The 23,097-nt window shown below is 62.2% G+C and carries 25 protein-coding genes; 5 read left to right on the forward strand and 20 right to left on the reverse strand.

The annotated features are described in order from the left end of the window. Nucleotide 1: 1 nt before the first annotated feature. The 13 genes from E2K99_RS25570 to E2K99_RS17135 all read right to left on the reverse strand — a co-directional run bounded on the left by E2K99_RS25570 (nt 2) and on the right by E2K99_RS17135 (nt 12,419). Nucleotides 2–178, reverse strand: coding sequence for a hypothetical protein (locus E2K99_RS25570; protein WP_166675077.1), 177 nt, complete (start codon nt 176–178; stop codon nt 2–4). Then, the gene (locus E2K99_RS17080) at nt 178–408 is read right to left on the reverse strand and encodes a hypothetical protein (RefSeq protein ID WP_034329828.1); all 231 of its coding nucleotides are present in this window, start codon (nt 406–408) and stop codon (nt 178–180) included. Before E2K99_RS17080 ends, E2K99_RS25570 begins: the two co-directional genes overlap by 1 nt. Nucleotides 409–560: 152 nt before the next feature. Continuing rightward, complete coding sequence (locus E2K99_RS17085; RefSeq protein ID WP_121045036.1) at nt 561–1,952, reverse strand: TAXI family TRAP transporter solute-binding subunit; 1,392 nt, start codon at nt 1,950–1,952, stop codon at nt 561–563. A 60-nt stretch (nt 1,953–2,012) separates the two neighbouring features. Then, a complete protein-coding gene (gene cynS, locus E2K99_RS17090) occupies nt 2,013–2,456 on the reverse strand; it encodes a cyanase (protein ID WP_039784640.1) in 444 nt (147 codons plus the stop codon). A 133-nt stretch (nt 2,457–2,589) separates the two neighbouring features. Beyond that, nucleotides 2,590–3,444 (reverse strand): ABC transporter ATP-binding protein, encoded by an 855-nt coding sequence (locus tag E2K99_RS17095; RefSeq protein WP_034329820.1) that lies wholly within the window; start codon nt 3,442–3,444, stop codon nt 2,590–2,592. A 13-nt stretch (nt 3,445–3,457) separates the two neighbouring features. Then, nucleotides 3,458–4,306 (reverse strand): nitrate ABC transporter permease, encoded by an 849-nt coding sequence (gene ntrB / locus E2K99_RS17100; RefSeq protein WP_034329817.1) that lies wholly within the window; start codon nt 4,304–4,306, stop codon nt 3,458–3,460. Then, a complete protein-coding gene (locus E2K99_RS17105; protein ID WP_134222981.1) occupies nt 4,306–5,709 on the reverse strand; it encodes a CmpA/NrtA family ABC transporter substrate-binding protein in 1,404 nt (467 codons plus the stop codon). The genes ntrB and E2K99_RS17105 overlap by 1 nt, the downstream gene beginning before the upstream one ends. A 190-nt stretch (nt 5,710–5,899) precedes the next feature. Further along, a complete protein-coding gene (locus E2K99_RS17110; protein WP_121045044.1) occupies nt 5,900–6,562 on the reverse strand; it encodes a response regulator in 663 nt (220 codons plus the stop codon). Beyond that, nucleotides 6,559–7,761: a sensor histidine kinase gene (locus E2K99_RS17115; protein WP_134222982.1), complete on the reverse strand. Its 1,203-nt coding sequence runs from the start codon at nt 7,759–7,761 to the stop codon at nt 6,559–6,561. Before E2K99_RS17115 ends, E2K99_RS17110 begins: the two co-directional genes overlap by 4 nt. Nucleotides 7,762–7,817: 56 nt before the next feature. Further along, the gene (locus E2K99_RS17120; protein WP_134222983.1) at nt 7,818–8,579 is read right to left on the reverse strand and encodes an SDR family NAD(P)-dependent oxidoreductase; all 762 of its coding nucleotides are present in this window, start codon (nt 8,577–8,579) and stop codon (nt 7,818–7,820) included. Nucleotides 8,580–8,798: 219 nt separating this feature from the next. Continuing rightward, nucleotides 8,799–9,518 carry a FadR/GntR family transcriptional regulator gene (locus E2K99_RS17125; protein WP_034329812.1) on the reverse strand — a complete coding sequence of 240 codons (720 nt, stop codon included), beginning with the start codon at nt 9,516–9,518 and terminating at the stop codon, nt 8,799–8,801. Between the two features lie 280 nt (nt 9,519–9,798). Then, complete coding sequence (locus E2K99_RS17130; RefSeq protein WP_134222984.1) at nt 9,799–11,127, reverse strand: MFS transporter; 1,329 nt, start codon at nt 11,125–11,127, stop codon at nt 9,799–9,801. Nucleotides 11,128–11,216: 89 nt separating this feature from the next. Continuing rightward, nucleotides 11,217–12,419 carry a M20 aminoacylase family protein gene (locus tag E2K99_RS17135; protein WP_134222985.1) on the reverse strand — a complete coding sequence of 401 codons (1,203 nt, stop codon included), beginning with the start codon at nt 12,417–12,419 and terminating at the stop codon, nt 11,217–11,219. A 337-nt stretch (nt 12,420–12,756) separates the two neighbouring features. Here E2K99_RS17135 and E2K99_RS17140 point away from each other — a divergent pair, with 337 nt between their 5' ends. The 4 genes from E2K99_RS17140 to E2K99_RS17155 all read left to right on the forward strand — a co-directional run bounded on the left by E2K99_RS17140 (nt 12,757) and on the right by E2K99_RS17155 (nt 17,043). After that, the gene (locus tag E2K99_RS17140) at nt 12,757–13,737 is read left to right on the forward strand and encodes a LysR family transcriptional regulator (RefSeq protein ID WP_121045055.1); all 981 of its coding nucleotides are present in this window, start codon (nt 12,757–12,759) and stop codon (nt 13,735–13,737) included. Nucleotides 13,738–13,794: 57 nt separating this feature from the next. Next, complete coding sequence (locus tag E2K99_RS17145; protein ID WP_134222986.1) at nt 13,795–14,700, forward strand: LysR family transcriptional regulator; 906 nt, start codon at nt 13,795–13,797, stop codon at nt 14,698–14,700. Nucleotides 14,701–14,838: 138 nt separating this feature from the next. Next, on the forward strand, nt 14,839–15,693 hold the full coding sequence (locus E2K99_RS17150; protein WP_134222987.1) for a putative hydro-lyase: 855 nt from the start codon (nt 14,839–14,841) through the stop codon (nt 15,691–15,693). Between the two features lie 105 nt (nt 15,694–15,798). Next, nucleotides 15,799–17,043, forward strand: coding sequence for an MFS transporter (locus E2K99_RS17155; RefSeq protein WP_134222988.1), 1,245 nt, complete (start codon nt 15,799–15,801; stop codon nt 17,041–17,043). A gap of 31 nt (nt 17,044–17,074) precedes the next feature. Here E2K99_RS17155 and E2K99_RS17160 read toward each other — a convergent pair whose 3' ends face one another. The 4 genes from E2K99_RS17160 to E2K99_RS17175 all read right to left on the reverse strand — a co-directional run bounded on the left by E2K99_RS17160 (nt 17,075) and on the right by E2K99_RS17175 (nt 19,935). Continuing rightward, nucleotides 17,075–17,557, reverse strand: a complete 483-nt coding sequence (locus E2K99_RS17160; protein WP_134222989.1) for an RNA 2'-phosphotransferase — start codon at nt 17,555–17,557, stop codon at nt 17,075–17,077. A 185-nt stretch (nt 17,558–17,742) separates the two neighbouring features. Next, complete coding sequence (locus E2K99_RS17165) at nt 17,743–18,369, reverse strand: HEAT repeat domain-containing protein (RefSeq protein WP_134222990.1); 627 nt, start codon at nt 18,367–18,369, stop codon at nt 17,743–17,745. 100 nt (nt 18,370–18,469) lie between these two features. Further along, nucleotides 18,470–18,841 (reverse strand): class I SAM-dependent methyltransferase, encoded by a 372-nt coding sequence (locus tag E2K99_RS17170; protein ID WP_134222991.1) that lies wholly within the window; start codon nt 18,839–18,841, stop codon nt 18,470–18,472. Between the two features lie 200 nt (nt 18,842–19,041). Continuing rightward, nucleotides 19,042–19,935, reverse strand: a complete 894-nt coding sequence (locus E2K99_RS17175) for a LysR family transcriptional regulator (protein ID WP_134224144.1) — start codon at nt 19,933–19,935, stop codon at nt 19,042–19,044. Nucleotides 19,936–20,043: 108 nt separating this feature from the next. On the opposite strand from E2K99_RS17175, the gene E2K99_RS17180 reads away from it, so the two are divergent. After that, nucleotides 20,044–20,994 (forward strand): NAD-dependent epimerase/dehydratase family protein, encoded by a 951-nt coding sequence (locus E2K99_RS17180; protein WP_134222992.1) that lies wholly within the window; start codon nt 20,044–20,046, stop codon nt 20,992–20,994. A gap of 160 nt (nt 20,995–21,154) precedes the next feature. Here E2K99_RS17180 and E2K99_RS17185 read toward each other — a convergent pair whose 3' ends face one another. The 3 genes from E2K99_RS17185 to E2K99_RS17195 form a co-directional block, all read right to left on the reverse strand. Beyond that, the gene (locus E2K99_RS17185; RefSeq protein WP_134222993.1) at nt 21,155–21,976 is read right to left on the reverse strand and encodes an SMI1/KNR4 family protein; all 822 of its coding nucleotides are present in this window, start codon (nt 21,974–21,976) and stop codon (nt 21,155–21,157) included. A gap of 134 nt (nt 21,977–22,110) precedes the next feature. Further along, nucleotides 22,111–22,380, reverse strand: coding sequence for an entry exclusion lipoprotein TrbK (trbK, locus tag E2K99_RS17190; protein WP_134222994.1), 270 nt, complete (start codon nt 22,378–22,380; stop codon nt 22,111–22,113). Nucleotides 22,381–22,397: 17 nt separating this feature from the next. Continuing rightward, nucleotides 22,398–23,066 carry a DUF2268 domain-containing putative Zn-dependent protease gene (locus tag E2K99_RS17195; protein WP_134222995.1) on the reverse strand — a complete coding sequence of 223 codons (669 nt, stop codon included), beginning with the start codon at nt 23,064–23,066 and terminating at the stop codon, nt 22,398–22,400. Nucleotides 23,067–23,097: the final 31 nt, after the last annotated feature.

Here is a 23,097-nt window from a genome sequence, read left to right on the forward strand (position 1 = left end):
ATCACGACGCGTAATCCGACACAGCTGTCCGGGAACAATCCAGCACGGACGCATCATTGGCCGCCTCCGGTTTCTCGGCCACCATCCCCGCCTGCGGGCTCAGCGGCAGCCAGGCTTGATCCACCCCGGCCACCCGGCCGCAGGCATCCACCACCAGCCAGTCAAGCGCACGCCGCATCAGCCGCGCGCCTTCGACAGCACCACCAGCCAGCGGCGGAACAGCAGGATTTCCACATGGCCGGGCTCGATGCCCGCGCTGCATTCAATCACCGGATTGACCCGGTAACGGCGCACGTAGGTATCACGGCAGATGAAGATTTCGCGGCGACCCAGGCGGATGGCCAGCGAAGACGGGGTGGACGATGCAACAGCGAAGCGAGCGTCGGAAGCAAGATCAAAGTGGGTCATGGCAGCGATTCCTCTTCTTGTCGATAGGAGGCTTCACTTTAGCATAACACTGTATGAATACACAGTACTTTTTATACAGTACTGTACACACCATGGCGAGCATACAACAGCCGCCACCACCCTGCCCTTCCGAGCCCGTTACGGCGTGGCGCTCAGGCCACACCGGCCGCCAGCCGGGCCCGCACGAAGCCGATATGCTCCCGCAGCACGTAGAACTGGTCGGCAAAGGCCAGCGGCATCTTCATGCGATTGACCGCAATCTCGATCTCGTCCAGGCGTTTGAGCATCTCTGCCTGCTCCTCCGGCGACTCGCGCGACAGCCCGCGTTCCAGCGCGATCAGCTCGCCATACCAGCGATAGATGCGCGAACGCACACGCCAGCCATACAGCATCGGCACCAGGCGGATACCCGGAATCAACAACAGAATCACCGGCAGCACGATCACCACCGCACGGTCCACCAGGCTGGCCATCCAGAAGGGCAAAGTGCGGTAGAAGAAGGTCTTGCCGGACTTGTAGTAGCGCGCCGCATCGTCGCTGATCGGATACTCATGCTCCAGCGGGGCCGGGAATTCCCCGGCCTTCTGCATCACGTTGGCCTTGCCGTGCACCTCGCGGGCGGCGGCGATGAGCAGGTCCGAGAGCGCCGGATGCAGGTCCTCGCGTGCCACCAGCTCGGCCGTGGGCGCGATCAACTGCGTATCGCGCGCCGGCAGGTTGTGCGCCAGGTCGAACACGCCCATGGGCATTTTGAGGGTATTGAGATAGCGGAAGCGCCGCACGTAGGCATCGGCCTGCGAGAAATCCAGCAGCCGGATGCCGGGCGCGCGCAAGAGCTTGCCCATGGTGGCCACCGAGACCGAATCGCCCATCAGGAAGGCCGCATCGATCTTGCCGCTGGTCAGCGCCTGCGCGGCCTCGTCGCCGCCGATGTTCAACAGCTGGGTGCTGCCGCCCGACTCGACGCCATTGGCCTTGAGCAGCGTGGCCGCCAGCACGCTGGAACCGCTGCCCTCCCCGCCGATGGCAATCCGCTTGCCCGCCAGCTCCGACAGCTGCCGCAATGGCGGCACCGGGCGGCCATCCTCACGCGGCGGCGGCACGCGGTAATACACCGACACCGGTACATAGGAAATACTGCCCAGCGACACCAGCGGGCTCAAGGATTCGGCCGGTACTGCGCCGGCCAGACCACCCTGCACGAAACCGACGTCCACATTCTGGTCGGGGTCGGCCAGGCGCTTGAGGTTGTCCAGCGAGCCCCCGGTCTCGACGATGTCCAGCCGGATGCCGTCGCGCGCCAGCAGCGCCTTGTAGCGTTCGGCCACGCGCCAGAAATTGCTGTCCTTGGGACCGGCAGCAATGGTGATGGACGACGGCGGCGCCGGCCGGATCAGCCAGATCACCAGCCATGCGCCGATCAGGATCAGCAGGATGATGGGACCGAAGCTGACGGCGAGATCGCGCCACGAGATGGCCACGAAGCGCGCCCGGATGCGGGTGGCCGAGGGCGCGTAGGCGGAGAGTTTCTTGTCTTTGAGCATGCGCGCTATTCTAGCCGCGCATTCCGCCTTTGCATCGCCGCGCTTGTAACCCGATGTGACTCAATAGGTTTTATAAGGCAGGAACTTGCCCGACAGCATCACATTGACGCGATCGCCATTGGGGTCGGCCTGGCGCTGGATATCCATCTTGAAATCGATGGCGCTCATGATGCCGTCGCCGAACTCTTCGTGGATCAGCTCCTTGATGGTGCTGCCATAGACACTGACGATCTCGTACCAGCGATAGATCAGCGGATCGGTCGGCACCGGGGTCGGCAGCGATCCCTTGTAAGGCACGATCTGCAGCCACAGCGTTTCTTCGTCGGTCAGTTCGAACAGTTCCTGTGCCGCGGCGGCCTGCTTGGCCGTCAGGGTCATCTGGCCCAGCATGGCGGCGGTAGTCCACTCCTTGCTCTGGCCGATACGCTCGGCGATCTGGGCCCAGGTCATCTTCTTGCTGACCTTGGCGGTGACGATCTTCTGGGTGACTTGGTTGCGGTCCATGCGCTCTCTCCTTGTGGTGGACGAAAAATGAAAACCGACGACACTTTGTAGTGTGCGTCATCGATCCTGACGAAACGATGCTGCAAAACGACGATATAAACTGACGAAATGGCAGGTCACCCTGCCCCTGCCTTCATGCCGCAACCTGCTCCAGCCCCGGCATGACAATGCGGGTCGGCAGGCGCGCTGCGCCGCTGGCCTGCGCCGCCTGGATCTGGCGCGAACGATGCACCAGGAAATCGACCAGGTGATTGCGGATGCGATAGAACTGCGGATCGTGGTGCATGCCTTCGCGTGTGCGGTTCTTGGGCAGCGTGTTGATGACCACCTCGGCGATGCAGGCCTGCGGGCCGTTGGACATGAGGAAGATCTTGTCGGCCAGCAGGATCGCTTCATCGACGTCGTGGGTAATCATGAACACGGTCTGGTGCGTGGCCGCGCAGATCTTCAGCAACTCGTCCTGCACCACGCCGCGCGTCAAGGCATCTAGCGCACCGAAGGGCTCGTCCATCAACAGCATCTTGGGCTCGATGGAAAAGGCGCGTGCAATGCCCACGCGCTGCTTCATGCCGCCCGAGAGCTCCGAGGGTTTCTTGTGTTCAGCGCCCTTCAAACCAACCATCTCGATGAACCGCCGTGCATGCTCCTCGGCCTTGGCACGCGGCCAGTCCGGCCAGCGCGAACGCACCGCGAACACCACATTGCCCAGCACGCTGAACCAGGGCATGAGGGCGTGGCTCTGGAACACCACGCCGCGATCCAGGCTCGGTCCCTTGACCTCGCGCTGGTCCATGATGACGACACCCTCGCTGGCCGCTTCCAGCCCGGCCAGCACGTTGAGGATGGTGGTCTTGCCGCAGCCCGAGTGCCCGATCACGCAGACGAATTCACCGCGATCAATACCGAAGGACACCTGCTCGAACACCGGCGGCGCGCCTGCTGCATAACGCTTGGCCAGGCCCTGCACGCTCAGGAAATTGTGATCCATGCTGCGGCTCCCTTCATTCGACATAGGTGACCCACTTCTGCAGCCGCGCGAAGATCAGGTCCAGCACCATGCCGGTCACGCCGATGACCAGGATGGCGAAGATCACGCTGGTCAGCGACAGGTTGTTCCATTCATTCCAGACGAAGTAGCCGATGCCGGTTCCGCCCACCAGCATCTCGGCGGCCACGATCACCAGCCAGGCGATGCCCATGGAGATGCGCATGCCGGTCAGGATGGTGGGCGCCGCCGCCGGCAGGATCACCAGGAAGGCGCGCCGCAGCGGTGCCACCTCCAGCGTCTTGGCCACGTTCAGCCAGTCGCGCCGCACCGAGGCCACGCCAAAGGCGGTGTTCATCAGCATCGGCCAGACCGAGCAGATGAAGATCACGAACACCCCCGACACCGAGGAATCCTTGATGGTGTAGAGCGCCAACGGCATCCAGGCCAGCGGGGAAATGGGCTTCAATATCTGGATGAAGGGATTGAGCGCACGCTGCATCAGCGGCGACATCCCCAGCAGGAACCCCAGCGGCACTGCCACCACCGCCGCAATCGCAAACCCCAGCCCGACCCGGCCCAGCGAATAGGCCAGCTGGATGCCGATGCCCTTGTCATTGGGACCGTTGTCGTAGAAAGGATTGCTCAGTTCCTTGCGGATGGTTTCGCCCATCTGCGCCAGTCCGGGGAAGCCATCACGCTTGGCAGCGCCGCTGCTCTTGCCCATCAGCCTGGCGTACTCATCCTGGGCGGCACTGGCCGCGCTCTCCTTGGGCAGCGTGGCCAGGTGCCACACCATCAGCAGTGCGGCCAGCAGCAGCAGGGAAATGAGCGCAGCGCGCCAGCCTAAATGCCGGCCCTGCATCACGCGCTCCTCTTGATGGCGAAGCTGTTCACGTAGGCGTCGGCCTTGTTGGCATCGAACTCCTTGCCCATGATGGAATACTTGCGGTAGGCCCCGTCCGGCACCGGCTGGCCCAGCTCCTTCATGTGCTTCTTGGCCTCGGTCAGCAGCAGTACCTTTTCGGCGATGGCCTTGTAGTCGACGTCGCCCTTGATGTAGCCCCAGCGCTTCATCTGCGTGAGGATCCACACCCCCATCGAATCCCAGGGCACCGGATCGAAGTCGGCGCGGCCAGGCACGTTCTTGACGTTGCCCAGGCCATCGGCGAAGCGGCCGGTGAGCACCTGCTCCACCACCGTCTCCGGCTGGTTCAGGTAGGCCGGCGGCGAGATCACCTTGGCCACCAGCGAGCGGTTGGCCGGATCGCGGGCCATGGCCGCAGCGGTCAGCACGGCGCGGAACAGTGCCGCAAAGGTATTGGGATTCTGCTTGATGAACTCTTCGGAGGTGCCGAAGGCGCAGCAGGGGTGCCCGTCCCAGATCTCCTTGGAGAGGATATGAATGAAGCCGACCTCGTCATAGACCGCGCGCTGGTTGAACGGGTCCGGCCCGAGGAAACCGTCGATGTTGCCTGCGCGCAGGTTGGCCACCATTTCCGGCGGGGGCGTCACGCGGATCTGCACGTCGCGGTCCGGGTCCAGTCCGTGCTCGGCCAGGTAGTAGCGCAGCAGGAAATTGTGCATCGAATATTCGAAGGGCACGGCAAACTTGAAGCCCTTCCATTGTTGGGGATCGCGCTTGTCCTTGTGCTTGGTATGCAGCGTGATGGCCTGGCCGTTGATGTTCTGGATGGTGGCCACGCGCATCTGCGTGGCATTGCTGCCCACACCCATGGACATGGCAATCGGCATCGGCGAGAGGAAGTGCGAGGCGTCGTGTTCCTTGTTGATCATCTTGTCGCGGATCAGCGCCCAGCCGGCCGTCTTGTTGAGTGACACGTTCAGGCCCTGCTTGCGATAGAAGCCCAGCGGATCGGCCATGATGAGCGGTGCCGCACAGGTGATGGCGATGAAGCCGATCTTGAGGTCCTTCTTTTCCAGCGCGCCATTCTTTTCCTGCGCCATGGCCTGCAGCGAGCCCAGCGGCAGCACGCTGGCAATGGCCGCGCGCGCCGCATTCTTGCCCACTGCGCGCAGGAAATCACGGCGTTCGGCCACGCGCGGGAAGAGCGAACGCATCAGCGCTTCTTCCACCACGTCGTTGGTCAGGGTTTCCACATCGCGACCGCGCTGCAGGCGCTGCTGCTCGGCCAGCACATCGGCCTCGTGCTGCTGCTGGCTGCCGTGGCGGCCGCAGGAACAGCCCTGCCCGGCGCGTTCGGCGTCATAGGTGTGGAACAGATTGGTCTCTGGTGCGTCAGGCATGATTCCCCCGTTTGGTGAGTGTCAGGTGAGTTGCTGCGTTCACCTGCACTACCTGCAAGGGATTTGCCAGCCCGCTGCATTACGTCATGGGCGCACGACATCTTGTAGTGCTGCCACTACAAGCAACGTCGATCACATCGTCAGAATGACGAAAACGCGCTGCAAAATGACGACACCAGGAGAGAAATGCTCACACCGGCAGCAACTGGTGCCGCACGGCATACATGGCAATGCCCACGTCATTGGAAGCCCCGGTCTTCTCCAGGATACGGCTGCGATAGGTGCTCACCGTATTGGGGCTCAGTTCCAGCTGGTCGGCGATTTCCTTGACGCTGCGCCCGGCGGCGATCAGCTGGAAGACCTGGTATTCGCGGTGCGACAGGCTCTCATGCGCGGCCCGCTGCGGGGCCGTGGCGCGCTGAGCCAGGCCCGAGGCCAGGGTCTCGGCCATCTGCGCGCTCACGTAGAGGCCACCGCCAGCGGCCTTGCGGATGGCTTCCACCAGTTGCTCGGGGTCGGTGCTCTTGTTGAGATAACCCGCTGCGCCCAGCTTGTAGCAACGGGCCGCGTATTGTTTCTCGGGATAGGTGGACAGCATCAGCACCGGCAGGCGCGGCATCTCCTGCTTGATCTGGCGCAGCACGTCCAGCCCGTCCTGCTGGGGGATGGCGATGTCCAGCAGCACCAGGTCGATTGCCTCGACCCGCGCACTGTGCAGCACCTCCGGCCCGCTGGCGCATTCGGCGGCCACTTCGATGTCGGGCGTGTCGGCCAGGATCTGCTTCAAGCCCTCGCGCACGATGCGATGGTCGTCGCAGAGCAGGATGCGGATGTTGTCGCCGGGACGGCTCATGGCAGCTCCCGGCTGGCGTGATGGGGCAGGCGCAGGCAGACCAGCGTGCCCGGCCTGCCGTACTCTGGTGCACACCGCGCACCAGCAATGCTCAGTGCGCCACCGAAGTGCAAGGCGCGCTCGCGCATGCCCATCACGCCATAGGACGTGGCCGCTTCCTGCGCGGCGCGGGGGGTGCCCACGCCATCGTCTTCCACTTCCATGCGCAGTTCTGCCGCAGTCAGGTGGACCGCGATGCGCACCTGCGTGGCCTGCGCGTGGCGCGCCACGTTGGAGAGCATTTCCTGGAAGATGCGAAACGCCGCCGTGGCCTTGGTGCCATCCGGGACGAAGGCTTCCGGCGCGATATCGAACTCGACTTCGCAGGGCAATTCGGTGGCTTCCGAGAATTCCTGCACCTGCCATTCCAGCGCGGCAATCAGGCCCTGGTGATCAAGGATGCTGGGGCGCAGGTCGGTGATGATGCGTCCCACGTTGTCCACTGCGGTTTCGATCAGGCGGCTCATGGCCTCGCACTTGCGCGCCACCGGATCGAGGTCGGTGACGCGCTTGGCCATCCAGTTCACATCCAGTTTGAGGGCCACCAGCAGGCTGCCCAGTTCGTCGTGGATTTCGCGGGCGATGCGGGTGCGTTCGCCCTCGCGCACCGAATGCGCATGCGCCGACAATTGCCGCACCTGGCGCAGTGCAGCCGAGAGCTCACGGGTGCGCTCGGCCACGCGCACTTCCAGTTCGGCCTTGGCCCGCTGCAACTGTTCCTCGGCCTGGCGCCGTTTGGAGATATCGCTGAAGGCGATCACCGCCCCGCGCACCTGGCCGGCATCGATGATCTGGTAGGAGGAATATTCGGTCGCGAAGCAGCTGCCATCGGCGCGCCAGAACACTTCCTGGTCGACCCGGCAGGATTCGCCCTTGCGGAAGGCCTTCAGGATCGGGCATTCGGCCTCGGGATAATGGCCGCCATGCTCATGGCTGTGATGCACCAGCTCGTGCATGTTGTGGCCCAGCACGTCTGCTGGCGCATAACCCAGCATCGCCGCACCGGCGCGGTTGATGAAGGTGCAGCGCCCCTCCAGGTCGATACCGTAGATGCCCTCGCCGGTGGAATCCAGCAGCAGGGCCAGCTTGTCGCGCAGCAGGCCGCCTGGCGGGGCCAGGGCGGCGGCAGCGGAAACGGGCAGGAAAGGATCGTGGCGCATGATCCTCCCCTGCCCGCAAGAGCCATGCCAGAACCGGCGCGGCGCGGCGCCGGACCTTACGGCATGTACTGGCCGCCGTTGACGTCGATGATCTGGCCGGTGACGTAGCCCGACATCTGGTCCGAGGCCAGATAAAGGAAAGCACCGCTGCATTCATCAGGCTCGCCGATGCGCCCCATGGGAATGGTCTTGCGGAAACCTTCCAGTTGTTCCGGCGTGGTGAAGCGTTCCTGGAACGGCGTCATGATCACGCCCGGCGCCACTGCATTGACGCGGATCTTGTCGGCCAGCAATTCCTTGGCCATGCCGCGCGTGATGGTGCTGACGAAGCCTTTGGAAGCCGCATAGATGAGCGCACCGGGGCCGCCGCCATGGCGTGCTGCCACCGAGGTGACGTTGATGATGTTGCCGCCGCCCTGGGAGCGCATGACGGGAATGACCGTACGCGTGAAGGCCACCACCGAGCGGGCGTTGATGTTGATGATCTCGTCGAAGAGTTCATCGGTGACCGTTTCCAGCGGGGCCCGCTTGACCAGTGCGCCGGCGTTGTTGATGAGCACGTCGATGCGGCCCATCTGCTCCACGGCCTTGGAGACGGCGGCGTTGATGGCTGCCGTATCGCGCACGTCCGCGCCGATGGTGACGGCCTTGCTGCCGGCGGCGCGTACTTCTGCGGCCACGGCCTCGGCCTCTTCCTTCGAGCTGTTGTAGTGAACCACCACGTGTGCGCCACGTGCCGCGAAGGCGCGCGCGGCGGCGGCGCCGATACCGGTGCTTGCACCGCTGATGAAGACGACTTTACCTGCCAGATCCAGCATGCTGTTCTCCTGCAATCGATTGATAAGGAAAGATTTTGCCTGTCCGGCTTGTAGAAGTGCTGCATCAACAGGCGGCCCTGCGCGCCTTGCCGGTATCGCTTCTTGTGAGGGGCACCGCGGCCATGCTGCGGCTGTGCTGCCACGCCGCCGTTGTGGAATGCTGCGGGACCAGCCCGGCAGCAACGGCGACGCTTCTTGCGTTGGATCGTGCTTGTTGACTCAGTCGTGGACTGATTCGTTCTGGCTGCGTCCGGCACTGCGATAGGCATCGCGCACCCTCAGCAGGTGGTTGCGCATGGCTTCGGAGGCCTGGTGCGGATTGCGCGCCTTCAGCGCATCGAGGATGTCGCGGTGGTCCTGCAGGCTGCGTTCCAGCGTGGAGGGGATGCGCGAGGTGATGGAGCGGCTCTTCTTGCCCAGCATGTAGAGACTGCCGGCGACGCTTTGCAGGAAGGGATTGTTGCAGGCCTCGATGATGGCCTCGTGGAATTCCACATCCGCTGCGGAGAAGGCCGCCGGGTCCGACAGCAACCGCGCCTCATCCTCGACGTTGCGCGCCAGGCGCGCCAGTTCGGCGTCGTCGATATGGGTGGCGGCCAGTGCGGCCACGCCGGTCTCGATGATGAGACGGGCGTCGAACAGCGCTTCCAGCGTGCCGGGGTTGAGATCGATGATCATCTCCAGCGGCTCCAGCAGCTCGCGCGTTTCCAGCGAACTGACGAAGGTGCCCTCGCCCTGGCGGATGCGCAGCAGGCCCAGCAGGGCCAGCCCGCGAATGGCTTCCCGCACGGCAGGACGGCCCACGCCCAGCATGGCTGCCAATTCGCGCTCGGGCGGCAGTTGCTGGTCAGGTTTCAGCAGGCCGCTGCGGATCATGGTCAGCAGCCGCTGGGCTACCTGCTCGGAAATGGATTTCTGGACGATGGGGTCGAAGGACATGCTCTCTGGGTATCTGCCTGTAGGGTGAATCGCTGCCGTCGCGGCAGTGTCGGCCTGGCCCGCCAGCCCGGCGTGTGCGGGCGACAAAAGGTATGACCAATCGGGGGTGAGGATAGGTATGGGGAAGGAATGTGTCAAGCGGCGGGAAAATTGGTGCGGTGCGCAAGAAATGCGTTGAAGCGGCGTGACCGCGCTGACGTGTCAGTCGCGGTCCACGCCAACCGGAAAAGCTCGCCAGTTGCGATCCGCAGCGGCTCTTCCGATTACACCGTGCAGGGCGTCATTCCAGCTTCCGCCCCGCCGTCTCCCGCACCATGGCAATGGCCGCCAGTGAGATGAGGCCGGTGCCGATCACATACCAGGCCGGCCCCAGGTTGGAACCGGTGGCCTTGACCAGCCAGGTGGCGATGAACTGCGAGAAGCCGCCAAAGATCGATACGCCCAGTCCATAGCACAGGGCCAGCCCGGTCGCCCGCACGCGGCGCGGGAACAGTTCGGTCATCATGACCACGCTGGAGACCGAAGTGAAGACCATGGGAATGACCATCACCGTCACCGCCGTCAGCAGGCCCATGCCGCTGCGCAGATGGTTCATCAGCATGAAGGCCGGGAACACCAGGATGATCAGCGCCAGGCGCGACCAGGTGGCCACCGGCTTGCGGCCGAGGCGATCAGTCAGGATGCCGGCCGGCGCACACAGCAGCAACTGCAGCAGGCCGGCCAGCCAGGAGGCCCACAGCGCCAGCGAGAACGGCATGTGCAGGATGGCCTTGGCATAGGTGGTGATGTAGTGCATCACGATGTAGTTGGCCGAGGTCCCGCCGATGACGATGGCCGTGCCCAGCAGCAATGGTTTGCGATGCGCCTGCAGGATCTCGCTGAGGGCACCCGGTGCCCGCTTGCCCGGCTGGCCTGACGCGGGCGCATGTTCCACCTCGGCGGTCTCATCGAGGAAACGGCGGATGTAATTGCCGATCGGCACCAGCAGCAGGCCGACGACGAATGGCAGACGCCAGCCCCAGCTTTCCAGCTGCTCAGCAGTCAGCGCATAGGTCAGCAACAGTCCCACGCCGGAGCCGACCAGCGTGCTGAGCGCCTGGCTGAACAGTTGCCAGCTGCTGTAGAAACCACGTGTCCTGTCGTCCGCGTATTCCAGCAGCATGGAGGTCGACGCGCCCACTTCGCCGCCCACCGCAAAGCCCTGGATCATGCGGCCGGCGATCATCAGCAGCGGCGCGGCCAATCCGATCTGGGCGTAGGTCGGGGCCACGATGAAGATGGCCGAGCCCACCGCCATGAGCCACAAGCTCAAGGTCATGGCCGGCTTGCGTCCGCGCCGGTCGGCGAACTGCCCCATGATGATGCCGCCCAGCGGGCGCATCAGGAAACCCACCCCGAAGGTGGCCAGCGACATCATCAGCGACGCCCATTCCGAGGTACTGGGAAAGAACTGGCGACCGATGATGGCCGCAAAGTAGGTGTAGATGGAAAAATCGAAAAACTCCAGGCCATTGCCGATGGTGATGGCGGCGATCTTCTTGGCCTTGGAAACCGGAGCGGGTACGGCAGCAGCGGGGCTGACGGCGGCTGAGTGGCAGTTGCTGTTCATGGTGTGGGTGGCCCTTCTGTCGTGTCTGTTGTGCGTTGGCAGCGCCCGGCGAGATTGCGCCGCCGGGCGCCGTTCTCCCCTGTGACGGATCAGGCCACCAGCGGCGCGTCCGACAGGAAGCGCTGGGTCAGCTTGACCCAGTAGCTGGCCGCGATCGGCAGGATGCCGTCATTGAAGTCATAGCGCGGGTTGTGCACCATGCAGCCGCCCTGCTCTCCTTCCCCATTGCCGATGATGACGTAGCAGCCCGGGCATTGCTCCAGCATGAAGGAGAAATCCTCGCTGCCCGTCAGTTGCTGGACGTTCTCGATGAAAGCTTCCTGTCCCAGCCAATCGCGCACCACGCCTTCGGCAAAGGCGGTCATGCCCGCATCGTTCTGCAGCGCCGGATAACGCCAGTGGTAATCGACCTCCGCCCGCGCGCCCATGGCCTGCGCCTGGGTCTGGGCCAGCTCGGTGATGCGCTGGCGCAGCAGTGCCCGCACCTCGGGCGAGTAGGCGCGCACCGACAGGCGCAGCTCGGCGGTCTCGGCGATCACGTTGGGGGCATTGCCCGCATGTAGCGCACCGACTGTCACCACCGCCATCTGGCGCGGATCGACATTGCGCGCGACCACGCTCTGCAAGGCCACCACCAGATAGGAGGCCACCAGAATTGCATCGACCGTGATGTGCGGCATGGAGCCATGCCCCCCATTGCCGATGATCTTGATGATGACAGTATCGGACGAAGCCATGAAGGCCCCCGGCAGGGTACCGAACTTGCCCACCGGATAACCGGGCATGTTGTGAAAGGCGAACACGCCATCGCAGGGAAATCGCTCGAACAGGCCATCCTCGACCATCTTGCGCGCACCGCCCAGGCCTTCTTCGGCGGGCTGGAAGATCAGGTGCAGGGTGCCATCGAAGTCGGTGTCCTTGAGCTCGCGCGCGGCCGCCAGCAGGCTGGCGGTATGGCCGTCATGGCCGCAAGCATGCATGGTGCCGCCGTGCTGGCTGGCATAAGGCAGCTTGGTCTCCTCATGGATGGGCAGGGCGTCCATGTCGGCACGCAGGCCAAGGCGGCGCGGACCGCTGCCCTTCTTCAAGGTCCCCACCACGCCGGTCCCGCCCAGGCCGCGATGGACCTCGTATCCCCATTCGGCCAGCTTGCCGGCGACCAGCTCGCTGGTGGCGTGCTCCTCGAACGCCAGTTCGGGATGGGCGTGAATGTGGTGACGCAGCGCCACGCTTTCCTGCAGGTGGTGCAGGATGCCGGGCACGAGGGCGGAAGAGGACGGGTTCTTGGTCATTGCGGGTCTCAGGGTAGTGGAATGCGATCCTGCCGATGCGCACTGGCAAGCACGCTGGCATGGCCGGTCTCACCATGCAGCATGCATACCAGTGCGTCTCCGGCAGACGGAACAGGCCGGGCGGGACAGCCCCGGGAGCTGCGTAAATCATTTACACTTCTGCCCGCAACACCCAGCCCCTCCTGGTGCGGCAAGTGTGCAGCCATTGCGCGGCGGCGTCGCGTCAACGGCTCGTTGACATGAATAGATCCGGTTGAATCGAAAAACAGATGCGCGAATACGGTGCAGCGTTTATCCTCGCCGCACCCCTTCATGAGGCCCCTCGAGGAGCGAACCCATGGCGCGTCCGCCCGAACTGAAGCTGCAGCAACTGCAATATCTGATCGCCATCGCCGAGCATGGCGGCCTGCGTTCGGCTGCACAGGCCCTCAACGTGACCGCCGCCGCTGTCAGCAAGGGCTTGCAGGAGTTGGAGAATACCGCCGGTACCCGCTTGCTGGAACGCCAGGCACAGGGGCTGCAGCTCACGGCTGCGGGCCGCAAGCTGCTCACTCGCGCCCGGCTGATCCAGTGTGAAGTCGAACAGGCCATGCAGGAACTGGGCGCTGCGCGGGCCAGCAATCGCATCCGTTTCACCGTCGGTGTCACGCCGTGGATTTCGCTGACCCTGCTCACCCCCACGCTGCTGCGCTTTGCCGAACTGCGGCCGGATGTGAGCCTGCGCCTGTCCGATGTCTTCGGTTCCGACTATGCTGCCCTGCGCGAGGGCAGCATGGACCTGGCCATCGGCCTGGCACCGCCCGATGAGGGCAGCGCTGAACTGGCGGCACGGCCGCTGTTTTCCTACGAACACGCGATCGCCTGCCGCCGTGGCCATCCGCTGCAGCAGGCCCGCCATCTGGAGCAACTGGCCGGACAATCATGGTTGGTCAGCCACGAGATCGGCCAGTACCAACCGCCCCTGCGCGATTTCTTCCAGACACACTATGGCGACGGCGCGCTGCCCGGCGGCGGCCAGGTACATCAGTACCGTTCCCTGCACATGATGGAACTGATCTGCAACAGCGACCTGCTCACCGTGGTCCCCTGGCCGGTGATCGAAGCCAGCCGCCAGCACTACCCGCTGGAAGCGCTCACGCTCAAGGAGCGGCTGCCGGCCAGCATCACCTGCTACGTCACGCGCAAGAACGCGCCCATCCATGGCTGCGTGAGCGATTTCGTCGGGGCCATGATGCATGTGCTCACCGACGAGGCCACCCGCAGCCGCTTCCTGCATCCGCGGGTGTTGCGTTCGCTGGACGTGATCGCACAACGCTAGCCGGCAGGCGCGCGCATCTGGTAGCCTAGGGCCTGCCCACCCCACCGCCGAGCACCCATGAACCTGCGTTTCGTCGAGGCCTTCCACTGGGCCGCCTCGCTCAAGAGCATCACCCGCGCCGCTGAAAAGCTCCACATCACGCAATCGACCATGTCCAGCCGCATCGCCTCGCTGGAAGAAGAACTGGGCGTGGTGCTGCTGGACCGCCGCGAGAAACAGTTTCGCCTCACCGTGGCCGGCCAGCGCTTCCAGCGCCTGGCGGTGAAACTGCTCGACATGCAGCGCCAGATCCGCCAGGAGCTCGGCGGCAACAGCGCCGGCCCGCTGCTGCTGCGCATCGGCAGCATCGAATCGGTGGTGCACAGCTGGCTGCCGGCCTGGCTGCAGGAAATCCGCAGCCGCTATCCCGATTTCGCGCTGGAACTCACCGTCGAAACCTCGCCGGTACTGACCGAGCAGATCCGGCGCGGTGCCCAAGACCTGGTCTTTACCTCCACCGTAGGCAGCGACACGGCCGTGCGCTCGCGCCTGATGACGCCGATGGAGATGGTCTTCGTGGGCCACCGCGAACGCTTCGGTACGCGTTCCCACACGCTGGACGAACTGGCCGCACACGACCTCATCACCTTCCAGCGTGGCTCGCAGCCGCACCAGGGAGTGCTGCAGCTGTGCCAGGAATGGGGCGTGATCGAACCGCGCGTGCATGCCATCTCTTCCATCTCCGCCATGGTGCAGCTGGTCGAAGGCGGCTTCGGTGTAGCCACCCTGCCGCGCGCCTCGGTGCGCGAACTCACGCGCCGGCTTCCCTTGCGCATCCTGCGCTGCGAGGCCATGCTCCCGCCCTTGCAGATCCACGCCAGCTATCGCGAAGACCCCAGTTCCAGCCTGGCCGAACTGGTCCTCGATTCGGCGTTGGAGCATGCACGGCGCACCCAGGGCAAAGGCCGCACCGCAGAAAAATGAGCCACTGGCACGGAAATCGCTACAGTGAAATTTCCGTTGTCCTCATCGAAAAAATCGATAACAAAAGATATAAATTTTTTGTTGGACGCTGTCCCGGCACGCTCCTAACATCGGCTCCATTCCAAGAAGGAGACCGCCATGCCAGAGACTGCCACCGCCTCGCCTGCCGTACCGATTCATTCCGCCGCAGCGCCTGTGCTGTCGGCTTCCTCCAGCGCGCTAGACGTGCGGCTGGCCGCCCGCAGCGGGGCATTCACCGGCCACACCAGCGGGGTGGCCAGTGCCCATGTGCAAGTCAACCTGGCGATCCTGCCGGCGGCGTTGGCCGATGATTTTCTCGCCTTCTGCGAACGCAATCCCATCCCCTGTCCCTTGCTGGCCGTCTCCAAGCCGGGCTCACCCGCCCTGCCCGCGCTGGGCCTGGACCTGGACGTGCGCAGCGACGTGCCGCGCTATCACCTGTGGCGTGACGGCGAGCGCGTGGCCGAGGTGAACGACCTGCGCGCGGTGTGGCGCGACGATCTGGTCACGTTCGCGCTGGGCTGTTCCTTCTCTTTCGAACATGCGCTGCTGGCCGCCGGCATTCCGCTGCGCCATGTCAGCGAAGGCCGCAACGTGGCCATGTACCGCACCAATATTCCGACGCAGCCGGTGGGCGTGTTCCAGGGACCGACGGTGGTGTCGATGCGGCCGCTCAAGGCCGCCGATGCCATCCGCGCCATCCAGATCACCGCACGCACGCCGCAGGTGCATGGCGCACCCATTCACATCGGCGACCCGGCCCTGATCGGCATTGCCGATATCCACCAGCCCGACTATGGCGAAGCGGTGGACATCCACGCCGATGAGCTGCCGGTGTTCTGGGCCTGCGGCGTCACGCCGCAAGCCGCCATCGTCGCCGCCCGGCCCGAATTCTGCATCACTCATGCACCCGGCTACATGCTGGTGACTGACAAGCTCAACAGCGAACTGCTGCTCGACGCACAGGCCTAGCGCCTGCTGCCGCTCTACCGTTTTTTCATCGATGGCCGCATGCTGCCTGCATGCGACCAGCGATGCCGCACGTCAGTGATTTACACATTCATTACGGGGATCAACATGTGGCTGCAAGAGACAACGACATCCGAGCGACGCACGCTCACGGCAACCTTTACCGGCTATGCGGTGGATGGTTTTGATTACATGATCTACACCTTCCTCATCCCCACGCTCTTGGCAGCGTGGAGCATGAGCAAGGCCGAAGCCGGCTACATCGCCACCGGTGCCCTGCTGACCTCGGCCATCGGCGGCTGGGCAGCAGGCGCGCTGGCCGACCGCTACGGGCGGGTGCGCGTGCTGCAATGGACGGTGCTGTGGTTTGCGCTCTTCACTTTCCTCTCGGGCTTCACCACTTCCTTCGGCGAGCTGTTCTTTACCCGTGCGATGCAGGGCTTCGGCATGGGTGGCGAATGGGCTGTCGGCTCGGTGCTGATCGCCGAGACCATCTCGGCCCGCCATCGCGGCAAGGCCTCGGGCCTGGTGCAGAGCAGCTGGGCGGTGGGCTGGGCGGCGTCGGCGCTGGCGTTCTGGGGCGTCTATGCGGTGCTGCCGCCGGAGACGGCGTGGAAGGTGCTGTTCTGGATCGGCGTGCTGCCGGCCCTGCTGACGCTCTACATCCGCCGTGCCATCAGCGAACCGGCCGTCTATCTGGCGACCCAGGCCCGGCTGCGCGAGAGCGGCCAGCGCGGCAACTTCCTGCGCATCTTCCATCGTGACCTGCTGCGCACGACGCTGCTGGCCAGCCTCCTGGCGACCGGCATGCAGGGTGCGTACTACTCGGTGACGACCTGGCTGCCGACCTTCCTGAAGACCGAACGCCACCTGTCGGTGCTGGGCACCAGTACCTATCTGCTGGTGTTGATCGGCGGGTCTTTCTGTGGCTACCTGACCTCGGCCTGGCTGTCGGACACCATCGGCCGCCGCCGCTGTTTCATGCTGTTTGCGGCCATGGGGATCGTGCTGGTGCTGAGCTATACGCAGCTGATCATTACCGATGCGTGGATGCTGGCGCTGGGCTTTGTGCTGGGGTTTTTCCTGTCGGGGATTTTCTCGGGGATGGGGGCCTATCTGTCTGAACTGTTTCCCAGCGATGTGCGCGGTTCGGGACAAGGATTCTGCTACAACTTCGGGCGTGCGGTCGGGGCGATATGTCCTGCGCTGGTCGGGTATCTCAGCAACAGCCTGCCGCTGGGGCAGACCATCGGGTGGATTGCGGCGGGGTGTTACGGGCTGGTGATCGTGGCTTGCCTGATCCTGCCGGAGACCCGGGGCAAGGAGCTGGAGGCGGTGGTGGCGGCGTCGTGATCCACCACCGTCCCGTTGAACAACGCCATGCTCACTTCACGCCGGATTCGTTTTCCATGCCGGCGTGAGCGTTCTCGACCAGCTCGCTCAGGTAAATGGCAGGCACGGAATCGGTCAGCCAGACAGCGTTATCGGCGATATGGAACACGCTTCCCGCTGCGGCCATTTTCCTTGCATCGACCACAAGCACGACCGGCTTGCCATGCCGGCTGCCGACTTGCCTTGCCACCTCAGGACTGGCGGACAGATGCACATGCTGCCGGGATCCTGCATGCAGTCCGCTGGCGTAGATGGATTCCAGAAAGCGCGTCGCCGTACCGTGATACAGCACGTCCGGCGGCACGCTGGGTGGCAGTCCAAGCGCAATCTCGACGGAATGGCCTTGATTGGCGCGAATCCGTTGGCCATCGGGGCTCAGTGCAAAACGTCTCTTGTCGCTGCTCGCAACGATGGCTTCGACCAAGGGGCGGTCGACGCTCAGGCCATTGGCGTGAGCATTGGCCGATCGAATCAGTTCACTCCATGTCTCCCCCTTTTTTCTTCTTGTATTGGAAAATCACATCAACGTGTTGATTTGCGGGTGCAACTGACCCAGTTTGATTTTTGAAGCGCCAAGGCCTGACTAAGGTGGAAGATGGTGGCCCTGAGTCAAGAGATCATCCAAATCAACAACATTGAGACCCACAGCGATTGCGCGCATCAATTTAGGCTGGACTGACGTTGCAGAATGGCTTCTACCGCAAGTTCTGCTGAGATCTTTACGTCCGGTTTCCGCGATTTTAGATTCTTCGACAACGCCGGTAGAGCCTTACTAGTTCCGATATTATTTAGTGTCGCTTGACAATAAACAATCTCATATGAACTGTCAGTGTTCTCTAACACACTGATTAGTTTGTCTTCTGCCTCAGGATGGTGGCAATACATTAAAGACTTAATTGCAGAGTGTCGAACAAGCCAGCGCTTATCGCTTAGCAAAAAATACAAAGGGCTAAGATCCAAATGAAGTGGCTTTGGCAAATCAGATATCAAATCGAGAAGACTGCTGAGCGAATATTTATCAGTTTCTGCTGAAACACTGTTAAGCAAGAGCAAAGCACATTCAGCACTTGCACAATTCTTGCCGATCTTCCCAATGATGAAGTAGGCCGCTCGTCGCTGTTCTTTTGTTAGCTTCTGTTTCAAAAAATCACGCAGCTCTTCAATCAGCGTTTCATCAATTAGCTTTTCAGCTTCGCGGTACGCATGCCACGAAATTGACTCATCAGAACTCACGAGTGGTTCGCGCACTGTCATGCGCTCTATAAGGTCCGTCAGGATTGCTTGCATTTTTAAGATTTCCCCTACTATGCCCCATCAAATAATGCTTCTGGCCGATTGCGGACATTGCACTTGAAAATGAATAATAGCTGAATAGGCTATCCATAAATCACCACGGAAATCCGGGCTTGATCTCAAACGCCAGACCTGCCGTCTCAAGCGTATCTCTAACCTCTATCGCTTTGGATGCCTTTCCAGTGAACACCACAAAGGTGCAGGATTCTTTTAATAATTTTCTAGCATGAAGATAATTTATATCTGCCAAATGAGCCAAGGCTTTCAGATGTTGGTCGTTCCTGTAATCCCCTTTTGTAACACTCACCTCATATGAAATTGGGTGTCGCAGGATTTCCGATAACTGGGTCGTAACCACCGACCAGCCACAATTTGTGCAAATCAAGCCTTGCGTATTTCCTTCGCGCAAAAGCGCAACCGACCCACCGCATTTCTCGCATAACGCATTGCTGGAGAGATTTGTCATCTTGACGTTGGAATGAACATTCGGAATATCTCAGGATTTGTTAAAGCAAAATAATTGAATAATAAGGCGCTCAGATCAATCTGCATTTCAGGTGCAACAACCACACGGCTTTTAGCCGCATCAATGGAAATTAGAACGCTATTGGACGATACTCCCCAAAACCCAAGTCCCCAATCCGGATAATCACGCCACCCCGCGCTTCACCCCCGTATATACGCCCCCAATCCCGCCACCAACGCAGCAAAGGTCACTGCACAACGCGGACTCGCCCGCAAGTCCTCATGCATGGCAATCCAGGTTTCCATCTTGAGAGAGAATTTCCTGGGCAGCAGATGCACCAGTGCGTCATCTCTGGCCGCCAGCCCCACCTGGCAAATCCCGATGCCGAAGCCCGCGCGAATCGCCGCCAGTTGCGCCAGATCACTGTCGGCCCGGAATGCCAGGCCGGCGCGCGCGAGCCAGGGGAATTGCTCCAGTACCTTGCGCACAAAGGCGCTCTCCTGATCGAAACCAATCAGCGCATGGCCCGCCAGTGCATCAATCGAGTGCGGTACCCCATGTGACGCCAGATAACGCTGGTGCGCATGCAGTCCCACTTCGATGCTGCCCAGCCGCTTGGCGATCAGCGCATCCTGGACCGGCTTGAACATGCGCACGGCAATGTCCGCCTCCCGCTGCAACAAGTCATCAGCCCTGTTGGACATGACCAGCTCGATGCACAGCCCCGGATGCCGATGCTTGAGTTCTGCAAGGATCGGGGGCAGCACTTCCACGCTGATGACTTCACTGGCGGTCAGCCTGACCGTGCCGCGCACTTCCCTGCCGTGGCTGCTGGCGACCCGGCGCAGTGCGGCGGAAGTCGCCGCGATACCGGCCGCATAAGGCCTCAGTTCCAGCGCCGCATCCGTAGGAGAAAAGCCATCAAAGGAGCGCACGAACAGTTTCAGCCCCAGCGCCGACTCCAGCTGTTCGATGTGACGGCCCACCGTCGGCTGCGTGAGCCCCATCTCGCGCCCGGCCGCTGACAGCGATCCCGTCTCCAGCACCTTGAGAAAACTGCGGTACCACTCCCAGTTCGGTTCGATGTCGGCCAGGGTATTCATTTATGTATAGACGCTAGGCTAATTTATGCAATTTTCATTTATACCGCAATTTCGCATACTGAGCATGTTCGTACTCACAACATCTTTCGGGAGAACCCCATGTCCAGGATTGCCCTCTTCGGTGCCGCCGGTGCCATCGGTCAAAGCATCGCCTCTGCCATCAGCGCGCAAGGGCTGCCCTATCGCGTAGTCGGCCGCAATGAAGCCAGTTTGCGCAAGGCCTTCGGGGCCGACCCGCTGGCCGAGATCGTCAGCTGGAACCCCGACTCGCCGGCCTCCGTGGAAGCCGCCGCACAGGGGATCGACACGCTGATCTATCTGGTCGGCGTCAACTACACGCAGTTCGAGCTGCATCCTGCACTGATGCGCAAGACGCTGGACGGCGCGATCAGCGCTGGCGTCAAGCAGGTTCTGCTGATCGGCACGGTGTATCCCTACGGTCTGCCGCAGACCTCACCGCTACGGGAAGACCACCCGCGCAATCCGCACACCTTCAAGGGCCGCATGCGCAAGGCGCAGGAAGACCTGCTGATGCAGGCCCACAGCGCAGGACGCATTCGCGCAGCGGTGCTGCGTCTGCCGGATTTCTACGGCCCCGGCGTCGAAGCCAGCTTCCTGCACGGTGCGATCAAGGCTGCGGCACAGGGTGGCACGGCAGACATGATCGGGCCACTGGATCGTCCGCACGAGTTCGTCTTCGTGCCCGATGTCGGTCCGGTCGTGGCCAGGCTGATCAGCACGCCTGCGGCCTTCGGCAGGATCTGGCACCTGGCCGGTGCCGGGGTGACGTCGCAACAGGCACTGGTGGAAGAAATGGAAAGGCAGACCGGACGCAAGCTGAAGAAGCGCGTGGCGGGAAAGACCATGCTGCGCATCATCGGATTGTTCCATCCGATGATGCGCGAACTGGTGGAGATGCACTATCTGCAGACGCAGCCGGTGATCATGGATGATTCGGCGCTTCAGCAATTGATCGGGCCGATCACCAAGACTTCCTATGCTGACGGTATCCGGAGGGCACTGGCCAGCCAAGGAAGAACATCCGCTTGAGCAGGCGACGGGGCCGCACCGTCCTGACCGTCATGCGCCGCCAACGCAATGGCCTCAGCTTCTGCAGGGTATCGGTGAAGATCGCTCCGCCCTCGGGATAATAATCATGACCGCAAGAATCAGTGATTCAGTCACGCATTTTGATACTCGTCTATCTCTGCTACGACTCTGGCATCTGAACGGACCGTGATCCCATTGCATATTTTTCGCCAACCTCAATCTGCCATGCAATGAACTCAGCAGCAATAAATCCATAGCGCTCCCGGAATGAAACGGTTTCGCGCCACATAAGCTCGGCGTAGGTCTGCATCAAGGTCGAAGCACGAACGAATTCTGATTGATCCAGATAGCGTTGAATGGCATTCAGCAAAACGGGGAAATCTGCATTCTCCTTCTTTCCCCCGAAAGAGAGTGTGAGCTCCTTTCTGGCAAGCCAGATCGGATCCTCCGCCAACAAGGGCGATATTGACTCCCTCCCGCAAAGCCAGCGCAAGGCCTTCAACGGTCGCGTACCAAAACCGGGAGGAGAAATGATCGCGTGCAGTGCGGTCACGATGGCATCTTCGATACGACCGGCTCGAACGTATTGGGCCCACAGCAAAGACAGGGCATCGGTATATTCCGGCAAGATGGTTGTGGCGCGTTCCAGAAGTGCAATGGCGCCCTCAACCTGCTGCGCCTCTTTTGCAGCGACGAAGCAGGCGAAGGGAGAGTCGGGATCCTCCATTACTGTCGGTGGCTCCGGGTATTCCTCAGTAGCGGACTGAACCACGCGCAGAAACGCAGCAAGAGAAGAACCGACCGGTTGTATCGTCCAGGAATCGTGCCAGGTCTCAACGACGATGGGTTCCAGTGATTCGCGCCCAATCGGCCAATACAGACCGAAGCTGTCACCGTTACCCAATGCGTAGTCAGAGAAAGGGATGAAGCCCAACGGGGGGTAGGGCGTGCGATGGACCCAGTTGCTATCCAATGAAATCAAATTTAGCTGTTCTGGCCGGCGCATAGCAAGAGAGAGGCGTATTGGTGGTACTCCCGGCGCTTACCAACTCACCGAGCTTGACCATATTGAAATTAGAAGACTGTTTGCACCTACTGGAGCCGCATTCACCCCGATTATTCTTTCTTGGCGCAACGTGATGACAAGATCGATCGTTCCAAAACGTCGCTGACTTTTCGAATCGCTTCCGGCGTACAGCTTTCTGCAGTGGGCGTTGGCGAGATCTTTGCCGGCTGACGTGTGAAGCTTCGGTAAGCGAAGACAACCATGATGGCCACCGCAATGACTGCGATGGCCAGATTGGCGCGTGGTTTCAAATCACGACTCCTCGTTGATACTTGAAAAAGGAGAATGATACCGTGCGCAATTTGCTTGCGCTCCTTCATATCAATTCAAATCCGGTTCACCGATCCCGCCCTTGGGCAAGCGCGAGCATTTCCGCCAGCATGTTACGCAATGCCTCGGCCTCCAGCGCAACCATGCCGGAAGCTGTCCTGCTCTCGACTTGCCTGACATACCTGCCCACCATCTGATAACCCAGCGAATAACCCACCCATCGCGGCAACGCCCCCGTCCCGAAGAACCAGGCCCCGTGATCATGATCGTCGCGACTCCACATCTGCAGCGCCAGCGCGATGGTCTCGCTCATGCTCAGGATATCCAGCGTTTCCCAGGGCTCCGGATCCCCACCCAGCAGCTCTTGCGCGAAGTGTCCCGCCAGCCCCTCCGACACCAGCGCCTCGCCCAGTGTCGCCCCGTACCCGGGACCATCCCAGCGCGCGGCATGATGCAATTCGTGGGCGAACATGCGTTCCAGCGAAGACTGTGCATTGGCCAGCAGCGCGGGATGACCGGGATCGATGGTGAGGTGGATGAGCCCGGGGCGCGGAGCATATCCCAGCAGCCCCTTCTCCGGCACCACCTGTTTTCCGGCCTGTATGACCACATCCAGCGGCTGCAAGGGCAACAGCTGCGCAGCCTTGGCATGCGTCTGCAGCAGTGCATCGCTTATCCATTCGCGCAAGGGCGTCAGGCTTGCACGCGCATCGAGAAAATGCAGATGAATCGTCATGAACCCCTCATGAAAATCATGGCCTTTCCGA

Source organism: Herbaspirillum huttiense, assembly GCF_004367745.1.
GTDB classification, from domain to species: domain Bacteria; phylum Pseudomonadota; class Gammaproteobacteria; order Burkholderiales; family Burkholderiaceae_D; genus Herbaspirillum; species Herbaspirillum huttiense.